The organism is Vibrio azureus (genome assembly GCF_002849855.1).
In the GTDB taxonomy this organism is placed as follows: Bacteria; Pseudomonadota; Gammaproteobacteria; order Enterobacterales; family Vibrionaceae; genus Vibrio; species Vibrio azureus.
On sequence record NZ_CP018616.1, the window covers coordinates 2,759,424 to 2,771,129 of the forward strand.

General features: G+C 43.7%; 9 protein-coding genes. 3 read left to right on the forward strand and 6 right to left on the reverse strand.

From position 1 onward, the window contains the following. Positions 1-19: 19 nt before the first annotated feature. The 4 genes from BS333_RS12555 to pilM are packed head-to-tail and all read right to left on the reverse strand — an operon-like array spanning position 20 to position 2,644. A complete protein-coding gene (locus BS333_RS12555; protein WP_021710735.1) occupies positions 20-535 on the reverse strand; it encodes a pilus assembly protein PilP in 516 nt (171 codons plus the stop codon). Then, positions 525-1,118, reverse strand: coding sequence for a type IV pilus inner membrane component PilO (locus BS333_RS12560; protein ID WP_021710736.1), 594 nt, complete (start codon positions 1,116-1,118; stop codon positions 525-527). Before BS333_RS12560 ends, BS333_RS12555 begins: the two co-directional genes overlap by 11 nt. Then, positions 1,111-1,686, reverse strand: coding sequence for a PilN domain-containing protein (locus tag BS333_RS12565; RefSeq protein WP_033004161.1), 576 nt, complete (start codon positions 1,684-1,686; stop codon positions 1,111-1,113). Before BS333_RS12565 ends, BS333_RS12560 begins: the two co-directional genes overlap by 8 nt. Then, complete coding sequence (gene pilM, locus BS333_RS12570; RefSeq protein ID WP_021710738.1) at positions 1,670-2,644, reverse strand: type IV pilus biogenesis protein PilM; 975 nt, start codon at positions 2,642-2,644, stop codon at positions 1,670-1,672. The genes BS333_RS12565 and pilM overlap by 17 nt, the downstream gene beginning before the upstream one ends. Before the next feature lie 180 nt (positions 2,645-2,824). Between pilM and BS333_RS12575 the strand changes: the two genes are divergently transcribed. Further along, positions 2,825-5,371, forward strand: coding sequence for a penicillin-binding protein 1A (locus BS333_RS12575; RefSeq protein WP_021710739.1), 2,547 nt, complete (start codon positions 2,825-2,827; stop codon positions 5,369-5,371). A 173-nt stretch (positions 5,372-5,544) separates the two neighbouring features. Here the strand turns inward: BS333_RS12575 and oxyR are convergent, their stop codons facing one another. After that, positions 5,545-6,432 (reverse strand): DNA-binding transcriptional regulator OxyR, encoded by an 888-nt coding sequence (gene oxyR, locus BS333_RS12580; RefSeq protein ID WP_021710740.1) that lies wholly within the window; start codon positions 6,430-6,432, stop codon positions 5,545-5,547. 164 nt (positions 6,433-6,596) lie between these two features. On the opposite strand from oxyR, the gene BS333_RS12585 reads away from it, so the two are divergent. Together BS333_RS12585 and BS333_RS12590 are read left to right on the forward strand one after the other, a co-directional pair. Continuing rightward, positions 6,597-7,325, forward strand: a complete 729-nt coding sequence (locus tag BS333_RS12585) for a glutathione peroxidase (RefSeq protein WP_021710741.1) — start codon at positions 6,597-6,599, stop codon at positions 7,323-7,325. Positions 7,326-7,472: 147 nt separating this feature from the next. Beyond that, the gene (locus tag BS333_RS12590; RefSeq protein ID WP_021710742.1) at positions 7,473-8,945 is read left to right on the forward strand and encodes a dihydrolipoyl dehydrogenase; all 1,473 of its coding nucleotides are present in this window, start codon (positions 7,473-7,475) and stop codon (positions 8,943-8,945) included. A 636-nt stretch (positions 8,946-9,581) separates the two neighbouring features. Here BS333_RS12590 and argH read toward each other — a convergent pair. Next, positions 9,582-11,456, reverse strand: coding sequence for an argininosuccinate lyase (gene argH, locus BS333_RS12600; RefSeq protein WP_021710743.1), 1,875 nt, complete (start codon positions 11,454-11,456; stop codon positions 9,582-9,584). Between the last annotated feature and the right edge of the window lie 250 nt (positions 11,457-11,706).

The following is an 11,706-nucleotide window of genomic DNA, read 5'->3' on the forward strand; positions in this document are numbered from 1 at the left end:
GCTTAAACACTGCCGCTATTTAACCGAACGTCAGCTTTACGTTACGCCGTTGCCAGCACCCTAACCCATCTTGCAAGGATTCCTTAATCAGTAAGTATTGATTTGAAACGAAGCTCACTTGCCCCTGATTACGACCAATATATTGCCCAGCCTCAATGGTATAAACCGTGCCATCAGGCGCTTGAATCAGGCCAGAAAGGCGTGTTTTCGTACCTATTACCCCCTTTAATTCGAGTTGTTCGAGAGAAAAATGCTCCAATGCTTCCAACGCTTTTCTTGGCTCCGGCTGCCAGCAATCCGCTCTGAGGGTCAAATGAGTTGCCATTTTTGCCTCTTGCGGAAGTTCAAAAGGTACTCTCAAGTGTTTAGGCTCATAGGTAACAGCAACGAACTTTTTGCTCGGTTGAAGCGCCACCCGCTCTTGAAATGCTTGATGCTCAATTTGATCGATCACGTGATCTAATGGCTGGTCATTAGCTTGGCAGCCTGATAAAGCCATTACAAAAACCACACCTAATCGATTCTTACTGCGCACCTGTTCGTTCCTCTGGTTTAGATTGATAAGTATTAGCTGTAACACGAAAATGAAGCGTTTCACTCTCTTGGCTAACACGTTGCCAAGTGACATTCTGAAAAGTGACAATGCGGCCTAATGCCGCAATAGCCTGAGAAAAACGCCCAATATCATGAAAGTTACCAGTAAGCTCTATATTGAGAGGTAAACGATAGAGAAAATGTTCAGGCTGCTTCTGACCCCAGTCGATACGAGTGAACGTCAAATGGTTACTGACGCCAATTTCGTTTACCGAGGCCAATAAATTGGCTAACTCTTTTTGTTCAGGAAGCTGTAGCAATAATAACTGGTAGCGCTGGTCTAAATCGTCGAGTTGAGATTGTAGCTGTGGCAGTGCCGCGACTTGATTTGCTTTGACTTGAAGGCGAGCGTGAATCACCTGTTCTTGCTGATTTAAGTCCTGTAAATGCTGCTTTTCCGGCAGCAAATATAACCAGTAACCCACTGCTTGAATAAACACGAAGATAAGTAATAACGCCATCAATTGTGGTAAACGTGGCCAATCCAATATTTCATTGAATTCAAGCTCCTGCCAGTCAGTCACGTTTCGTCATCTCCCGAGGTTGAAGCGCGTTGAATAAAAAAGAGAGGCTAAACACCTGAAACTTTTTACCAAAACGAAGCTTGTCATGAACGATGGAATGCATTCTTACATCATGTAATTGTTCTGATTGCTCTAGATTATTCAACATCATAGTCAGGTGAGGAGTACTTTCAGCGATGCCTGTCATTTCAACTTGGCCAGCATTCATTTTGATCTTATCGACATAGACACCTTGAGGAACCACAGACGGCAGCATGTTCATCAGTTGAGTGGTCTTGTTACGATTATTTTGCAAAGTTTCCACAAACTTGAGGCGTTCTATTATTTTGTTATACGCGAGCTGAGCCGTTTTCATTGTTTCAAGACGTTGATCAAGCTGGGTAATATAGTCGTTTAAATACGTAAGACGTTGTTGCTGTATTCGTTGTTGATATTGAAGATATTGACTTGCGAGCCACTGAGTGAACACGACGATTACAATCGCGGACAACAACATTCCGATAAATCGACGTTGATGCAATCTGCGCTGTTTTTCTCGCCAGGGAAGAAGATTAACGCGATAGAGCATGCTCACTTCCCAACCACTGAATGCCTCGTATTGCCAACCCTGCCGCTGCCGTAAACTGCTGCTGAGCCTCGAAATCATGCTCGTGGACGGATTTGACATCAAACAAGCCCAGAGGGTTAAGCAAGCAACATTCCAAAGCAAGCTGCTCCGATAAAATATCGGTAAGTTGTGCAAGGTAAAGGCTTTGACCCGAAAGCCAAATACCGTCAATGTGCCGACTGCCATTAAGTGAACGATACAAATGCATGTAGCGTTTCACTCGCTCCACGATTTGTTGAGCGAACGGCTGTAACATGGATGGCATCTGACACGATTCATGAACAAACTCCTTATAAAACAGTTCGTCATGCTGAGTGAACATAGTAAAGGAGCTGTGACTCGATCCAATATCCAACAATGCATATTGGCTTTTATCTGGAAAAGAGGTTGCCGCTAACTGCCAAACTTGCCCTAAACTATGGGAATGAACATCGGCTAAAACGGTTTGAAAGCCAGCGTCATGCATCATTTTTATACGTGCCTCAAGTACTTCTTTTCGTGTTGCAAAGACTTGATACTGATCGCTATCAAGTCTTTCCTGTTTCGGCTCAAGTAAGACAAAATCCAAACTCAACTCTTCAACCGGAAAAGGAGACTGATGTGAAAAGGCTTGAATAATTGCAAATTCCCTTTCGCTCTCGGTTAAATTCTGTTCTACTTGCAGCGTTTTACTGATAACAGCACTATCTGGCACCGATATAGCGACCTTTCTCGCCCGTAAAGGCAGGGTCTTTTTCAGTTCTTTAAGTACATTGACCATTTCATGATGATTCAATGTGTTATTTTCAGCGATAATACTTTCCTTAATTAGGAGTTCTTTATAGTCGCATAATACGTAACGATGCCCCTTTGGTTTTAACACCATGGCTTTTAAACTGTTATGGCTAATATCAATGCCAGTAATGAAGAACTTGTCCATATTGACTCTCGTTGCCAAAACTTCCGCTGCCGTCTTGGCGTGCACCCAGCGAGAATTTTCTTCGTGCAAAGGTTGTTATTAATATCTAAATAAGAGTTAATATCTCTCATATGCTAAATTTTTAACCCAAGAGTACTAGGGTTTGCCGTTATACAGCCTCAACTAATCAGGGATTATCCGGTGAAGTTCATAAAGCGTTTATTACTTTTAACATTGATTTGCATAATTCTTGGAGTCACTACAATTTTTGGCTTCTACCAATATGTAAAGCCAGAATTGCCAGATGTGGCAACAATTAAAAATGTTGAATTACAAACACCTATGCAGGTTTTCAGTCAAGATGAAAAGCTGATCGCACAATTTGGCGAGAAACGCCGAATTCCAGTTACCTACGAGGACATTCCACAAGACCTCATCAATGCTCTGATCGCGACGGAAGATAGCCGCTTTTATGATCATCCGGGTATCGATCCTATTGGTATCACTCGTGCCGCTCTTGTTGTTCTAGTCTCTGGTTCAGCAAAACAAGGGGCAAGTACCATTACTCAACAGCTAGCTCGTAACTTCTTCCTTTCAAATGAGAAGAAGCTGATGCGAAAAATTAAAGAAATATTTATCGCCATCCATATTGAACAGTTATTGACTAAGCAAGAAATCATGGAGCTCTATGTTAATAAGATCTTTTTAGGTTATCGCTCCTATGGTTTTGGTGCAGCTGCCGAGGTTTACTTTGGTAAAAAACTGGATGAGCTGTCTCTGAGTGAGATTGCCGTGCTTGCAGGAATGCCAAAAGCGCCTTCTACGATGAACCCTATTTACTCTCTTGAGCGCGCGACCCATCGTCGTAATGTCGTCCTAAAGCGTATGTTAGATGAGAAATACATCACTCAAGCACAATATCAACAAGCACGTTCAGAGCAAATCGAATCACACTACCATGGTGCGGACATTGAAGTCTCTGCCCCTTATGTGGCCGAGCTTGCACGTTCATGGGCAGTGAAAAAGTTTGGTGAAGAGCATGCCTACACATCAGGGCTAAATATCTACACGACAGTAACATCGACTCTCCAAGAAGCAGCCAACAATGCCGCCATTAATAACCTACTTGCTTACGATGAACGTCATGGGTATCGAGGTGCGGTAAAAGAACTTTGGGCACCAGATAGTGCGTCGTGGAATGAACAACAAATCGCGAAACACCTTAAGAGCCAACCAACCTACGGCCAGCTTTACCCTGCTGTTGTCACCGAAGTCACAGACAAAACAGCCAAGGTGTCGATCAAAAACAATGGGCAGCAGACTCTTGAATGGCAAGGCATCAACTGGGCAAGAAAATTCATTAATGATGAGCGTCAGGGGAAACCACCCACGTCCGCAAAAAGTGTCCTTGCTGTTGGTCAACAAATCTGGACTCGTGAAATTGCAACAACAGATGCAAAAGGTGTGATCACTCATAGCTGGAAGTTGAGTCAGGTTCCGGATGTAAACACAGCTTTCGTTGCAATGAATCCTGATAATGGCGCTGTGCTGGCTCTGGTTGGTGGATTCAACTTTGCTCATAGCAAGTTTAACCGCGCTACCATGTCTATGCGTCAGGTGGGCTCAAGTATCAAACCGTTTATTTACTCTGCCGCTCTCGATAAAGGCCTGACTCTGGCTTCACTGATTAATGATGCACCTATTCATCATTGGGATGTAGGCTCAGCGTCGGCATGGCGACCAAAAAACTCTCCAGCGAACTATAATGGACCAACTCGTCTTCGCATTGGTTTAGCGACATCAAAGAATGTTATGGCAATCAGAACGCTTCGAGAAGTGGGCTTAGAACAAACTCGCCAATACTTAACTCACTTTGGCTTTGATATTAAAAATATCCCTCATTCAGAGACCATTGCACTTGGCGCAGGAAGCTTAACGCCATTGCAAGTCGCACAAGGTTACTCTGTTTTTGCTAACGGCGGCTACTTTGTTGAACCTTTCTATATTGATCATATCAATAGCCCTTTCGGTGAAGTGCTCTACAAATCAAACCCAACGGTAGTATGTAAAAGCAATTGCCAACCTCTGGTTGAAAAAGCTGAGGAGAAGCTCTCAACTGAATTTGGTGAGGAAGATGTTTCAATTGAAGAGGTTGACCCAAATCACTCACAACAACAAGACATGCCACACCTTGCCAAGCAAGTCATTTCTGAGCAAAACGCTTTCCTCACACGTGAAATGATGTACAGCAATATTTGGGGGGTCGATGATTGGAGAGGCACAGGCTGGCGAGCTCGAACACTCAAACGCCACGATATTGGTGGCAAGAGTGGCACAACAAACAGCTCAAAAGATACTTGGTACAATGGCTACGGGCCTGGTGTTGTAGTGGTTTCATGGGTAGGCTTTGATAGCCATTCACGCTCTCTTGGACGCACGACTGTCAATAAAAACCTAGGAAGAAATCAAGTGTCTGGCGCTGAAGCTGGAGCCAAAACGGCTCAACCAGCGTGGATTGACTTTATGAGCGTTGCGTTAGATGGCAAACCAGAGCAGAGCAAACGTATGCCAAATGATATAATCCGCGTTCGTATCGACCGCAAGAGTGGTTTACTCACGGATAAAATAGATGGGACAACTACCTTTGAATATTTTGAGAAAGGTACCCAACCAACAAAATATTTCAGACATGGTTTAGAAGACAATATTTATTCTGGAGGCAGTGGCAGCTCAGAAGAACTCTTCTAACGCTTACTGCTCGCGACGAAGTCTCAGTACAACACGTCGATTACCCCCAGCAACATCAAGTTGTTGGCCTATAGAATTTAAGGGAGCCGTTTTGGCTCCCTTAATTGTTTGTTACTCGCATCTCTTGTGTGCCACCACACTCAGCCTCTTACCTAGCTAGAGACATGACTCAGTTAATCATCTAAGATCCCTTTGATCGCCGCTGCTAACGTTTCAAAGCGTTCACGAAGTGGTGAGCCCGGTCGATACACCAAAACCAATTGACGCGAAGGCGTTGGGTTCACAGCGGGTAAATAGCATACGCCATCCTTGGTTCTTTCTGCCGGAATCGATAACTGTGGCAAGAGAGTAATCCCAGCTCCAGCCGCAACCATATTACGTAATGTTTCTAAGCTGGTCGCTTTAAAGCGTTCGTCGTCATTGGCCCCTGCAGCAAAACAAAAGCCCAGAGCTTGATCTCGAAGACAGTGGCCATCTCCCAAAGCTAAAACCGTTTTGCCATTCAGTTCAAGCATATCGATGCTGTCTCTTCCTGCCCATTCATGATCACAAGGTACTGCCACACTCAAAGGTTCGCTGTACACCTCAATTTCTCTAAACGGTGCCGTCTCATCGACTGAGGCAAGGACTAAGCAATCCAATTTGCCTTCTTCTAGTTGACGGACCAATTGATGCGTTTGCGCTTCATGGAGAAACAAAGCCAAATCAGGAAAAGTTTCTTTAAGTTGAGGCACAATCTTAGGTAAGAGATAGGGCCCAACCGTCGGGATAAAGCCAATATGCATCGGTCCTGTCATAGAACCACTTTGCCCACTGGCCATATCTTTAAACGTTTTGACCTCATTTAAAATACGCTTAGCCTGTTCAACCAACTCCAATCCGGAGTCCGTAAATAAAACCCTTCTGCTGCTTCTTTCTAACAACGTTGTTCCAAGCTGCTCTTCTAGCTTACGGATTTGACCACTCAATGTAGGTTGGCTCACAAAGCAGGCTTCAGCAGCTTTACGAAAGTGCTTATGTTCCGCAAGTGCGACTAAATATTCAAAATCTCGAATGTTCATCGTTCTCACTTATAAAATAGAAATTGCCTATCAAAACCATAGCATCAAATGATTAGAACTATCAAAGGATTTTTTCAATAATGAGCGCAACAAAACGAAATTATTGAGCAAAGCAAGCTAAGCTCTAACCCGAATTACCGATGAATAACCAAAGGAAAATATTTATGTTTACTTCAAAAGAAGGCCAAGCCATCCCACAAGTGACTTTCCCAACTCGTCAAGACGATGCTTGGGTCAACCTTACTACTGATGAGCTATTTAAAGACAAAACCGTGATTGTCTTCAGTTTACCTGGCGCTTTTACTCCAACTTGTTCTTCAAGCCATTTGCCTCGTTACAATGAGTTGTTTTCTGTCTTCAAAGAGCATGGCGTCGACGATATTCTTTGCGTCTCAGTTAATGACACGTTTGTTATGAATGCTTGGAAAGCAGACCAAGAAGCGGAAAACATCACTTTCATTCCTGATGGTAATGGCGAATTCACCGATGGCATGGGCATGTTGGTTGATAAAAATGATTTAGGCTTTGGCAAACGTTCATGGCGCTACAGCATGCTGGTCAAAAATGGCATCGTAGAAAAAATGTTCATTGAACCAAACGAGCCAGGCGACCCGTTTAAAGTTTCTGATGCCGACACTATGCTCAACTACATCGCACCGGATTACCAAGCACAAGAGTCGATCACTGTCTTTACTAAACCTGGCTGTCCTTTCTGTACTAAGGCAAAACAAAACTTGCGTGAACATGGTTTACAGTTTGAAGAAATTGTTCTTGGCAAAGACGCATCAACCGTAAGTTTGCGCGCAGTTTCTGGCCGCTCAACGGTTCCTCAAGTCTTTATTGGCGGTAAACACATTGGTGGCAGTGACGACCTAGCAGCTTACCTAGATTAATAATATCTCGCCTCCTGTCACAAACGTCAGGAGGCACCTCCAAATACAAGTCTTACGATGTCATCACCAAAGACTTTCGACCCGATTAAAAATAACGACTTCCAAACTAAGCGATAACGCGGTTTGGCCATAAAGTGAGAGTTTATTATGAAAACATTAAATGTCGATGTCGCCATTATTGGTGGTGGCACTGCCGGTCTTGGCGCTTACAGAGCAGCAAAAGCTCATACTGATCATGTTGTGATGATTGAAGGTGGCCCTTATGGCACAACCTGTGCTCGCGTTGGCTGTATGCCTTCGAAACTGTTAATTGCAGCAGCAGAAAGCGTTCATCAAATAGAAAAAGCACCCGGCTTTGGTGTCCATCCACAAGGTAAAACCCTCATTAATGGACAAGAAGTGATGGCTCGAGTTAAAAGTGAGCGTGATCGCTTTGTTGGCTTCGTTTTGGAAGGTGTCGATGAAATCCCAGCGCAAGACAAAGTTTCTGGATACGCAAAATTTATCGATGACCATACATTGTTAGTTGATGATCACACCACGATCCACGCAAAGCGTATTGTTATTGCCACAGGCTCGAGACCGGCCTATCCGGCAGCTTGGAATGAGTTAGGCGATCGATTAGTGATCAATGACGATGTGTTCGATTGGAACGACCTACCTCGCGCTGTCGCCGTATTTGGCCCTGGTGTTATTGGTCTTGAGTTAGGTCAAGCTCTGCATCGTTTAGGCGTTGAAGTCAAACTATTTGGTCTTGGTGGGCAGGTGGGTCCGTTGACGGATCCTGAAGTGATGAACTATGCAGAAAAAGCCTTTCAAGACGAGTTTTATCTTGATGCCAATGTCAACATCGAAAGCATGAAGCGCATACCTTCATTAGATGGAAACGGCGACGATCACGTTGAGATCCAATTCATCAACCATCAAGGTGAATTAGAGACATTTATCGCCGATTATGTGTTGGCAGCAACAGGTCGTCGACCAAATGTTGATAATTTAGCAATAGAAAACACGCATCTTGAGCTCGATGATAGAGGTGTTCCAAAAGCCGATTACCATACTCTCCAGACTTCAGTTGAAAGTATATTCATTGCTGGAGATGCCAGTAACCAAATACCGCTGCTACATGAAGCTGCCGATCAGGCTCGAATTGCTGGTGATAATGCGGGACGTTTCCCAGAGATTAAGCAAGGACTTCGTCGCTCACATATTTCAGCCGTTTTCTCTGACCCACAAATTGCGATGGTGGGTGAAACCTTCAAACAAATACAACAACGTTTGGGAACATGTGGATGCTTTGAAACAGGTGAGGTTTCGTTTGAAAATCAAGGCCGTTCGCGAGTCATGCTACGTAATAAAGGACTGTTACATGTCTATGGTGAGCAAGGAACAGGACGTTTCCTCGGCGCAGAAATGATCGGTCCTGATGCCGAACACTTGGCCCACCTACTCGCTTGGGCACATCAAAACAAGATGACGGTTTCAGAAATGTTAGATATGCCGTTCTACCATCCCGTTATCGAGGAAGGAGTAAGAACCGCACTGCGTGATCTAAATGCCAAACTCAATTTAGGCCCTGAAATGATCAAACATTGTCTTGACTGTGGACCTGGCTGTTAACCGTACAGCAATGGTTTAAGACAATCACGTTTTAGAACAATCACAGTTTAGAACAATAATGCCTCATCATTTCAATAACAGATGAGGCATTTTCTATATATCCAAGCTTTCTCAGGATGACCTTCAAAGCACCCTGAGATTACTTTTTATATCAGCCACTTGTAAAAAATATTATGCAGCAATCATTGCATAGCGGCTGACCATAACGATCGCGGTCAATCCAATCACAAAAAAACCACTCGCGAAGCCAAGTGCAACTTTAAGTTCAACTGACATACTTTTTCCTCACCTTAAATGAAGAACACCTTACACGAGTTGAATCACCTCTCTTACTCACTAAGCTAATTTTGCATTTTTGACTTTATCAGCCAAAGCGCTGCACATATTCCGCCCAATAACTGAAACAAAAAGAAACAAGAAGAATAAGAAAAGAGAAGAGAAGAGACTTAAAATCTGGGAGGGTAAGAAAAAGAAAAAAGCCCCAAGACCAATTATAGTCTTGGGGCCTTCTTAGATTCTTCTAAGAAAAAGCAGTGGTATTTAAGTAGACTCGGCACTTTCGTAAAAGTTCCAGATTTTTTTTCAATTTCTTAAATACAATAAATCTATACCACGGCTTCTATTTTTACGGTCAATCTAAGCAACGCAGCTTTTTTGAATTAACTGCTCCAACAAATTGATTTCTAATGCAACTTCATCACATGCATGCTGACGTGGACACTGATCGCAATCTTTAAGTACTTTTTCTGGTAGTAACGATTTTGAGGTCGGTAAAAAGCTTTGCTTCATAAAAAACTCAGGAGTACGAGTCAAGACAAACACTTTTTTTATCGCCATCTGACGGGCTTTATCAATCAGGTAATTCACGATAGCACTGCCTTGTCCCTGGCCTTGCCACCCTGCTTCAATACCGAGTGAACGAATCTCTGCAAGACCTGAATCATAAACATACAGCGACGCACATCCTGTGACTTCACCATGATGTTCAGCGACAGCAAAAGAGCCAATATCACGTACTAATTCATTACGTGAACGTGGAAGGTTTTCTCCCATGTTGGCCCAGTAAGTGACCATCCCTTCTAGCATATCAATGTCCGTCAAACGTGCAGGACGAACTTTAACTGCTGATGCATCACGCTGTGCAAGTCGTTGGTCGGCCTGATCCACAGCATAAGCAACCTGCTTAGATGATACCCCTCCCAATGCGCTGCGTTTTTCTAAACAAGAATCGATGGTTAAAATACCGTAAACATCCGCTTCAATCACACCCGAGAAAGCCTGCAATTCTTGTAAAGACAACTCTTCTAACGCACATCCTTTGTTGATAGCGGCGACCACAGCAACACCCACAATATGGTGGGCTTCTCTAAATGGAATCCCTTTTGCCACAAGATAATCAGCCAATTCTGTAGAATTAGCGTAGCCCTGCTTCGCTGCTTCTAGAGTTCGCTCACCATTCACTTTAAGGCCATCAAAGCACAAAACCGCCATTTCCATACAGTCATTCCAAGTATCGAGTGCATCGAATAGACCTTCTTTGTCTTCTTGCATATCTTTGTTGTATGCCAGCGGCAATGCCTTAACCGTCATCATCATGCCAGCAAGCGCCCCATAAACGCGGCCAGTCTTACCACGGATAAGCTCAAGCGCATCTGGATTTTTCTTCTGTGGCATCAATGAAGAGCCTGAAGTCACGGTATCTGCCAACTCAATAAAATTAGACTCTCCAGAATTATAAAAAATCATATCTTCCGCTAACCGCGAGAGGTGCAACATAGAAATGGAAGCTACTGACATCAATTCCATCACATGATCACGATCAGAGACAGAGTCTAAGGAGTTACGCGTTGCACGTTGAAAACCTAAGTTATGCGCGAGTTTTTCCCGGTCAATCGGGTAGGCCGTTCCTGCAAGAGCCCCCGATCCAAGAGGACAGGCGTCTAATCGCTGTAGTGCATCGTTTAAACGAGAATAATCACGTTCAAACATTTCTACATACGCCAAGCACCAGTGAGCAAAAGTAACAGGCTGAGCACGCTGTAAATGAGTATAACCGGGCAAAACCGTGGCTTGGTGCTGCTTTGCCACATTGACCATTTGAGTTTGTAGGCGATCGAGTGCAATAAGAAGTTGCTGGCCTTGCTGACGACACCAAAGTTTTAAATCCGTGGCAACCTGATCATTACGTGAACGTCCTGTGTGGAGTTTTTTACCCAAGTCTCCCACTTTACTGATCAGTTGCTGTTCAACCCAAGAGTGAATATCTTCCGCATCCGACTGTAGGATCTGGTTTGGGTCTTCCATTACTTCAAGCTTGAGGGCGTTCAGAGCTAGCTCGAGCTTTTGTTGTTCTTCGCCAGATAATACCCCAACTGACAACAACGCTTTCGACCAAGCAATCGAGCCGATAATATCTTGCTCAGCTAAGCGGTAGTCAAAACGCAATGAATCGTTGAAATCCTTGAACCTAGTATCTGCTGCTTGAGTAAATCTTCCGCCCCACAATGCCATGCGTCTCTCCTGATGCTTATTGCTTATTTCTACTTGCTTACACTTGTTTACGACTCATTTTGTATTCACTAACCAACAGCTGGCCTGTGCTTACTTGTTGTTATCAATCTAAGTTACGATAACTTCATGCAAAAATAAAGTATTAATTCATAATTCTGGCATATTTATTCAATTAAAGATTGAGTAACTACTTACAAAAAAAGACCTGTTAATCGCTCACAAGTCTTGTTTTTCTTCAATTGGGAGAGCC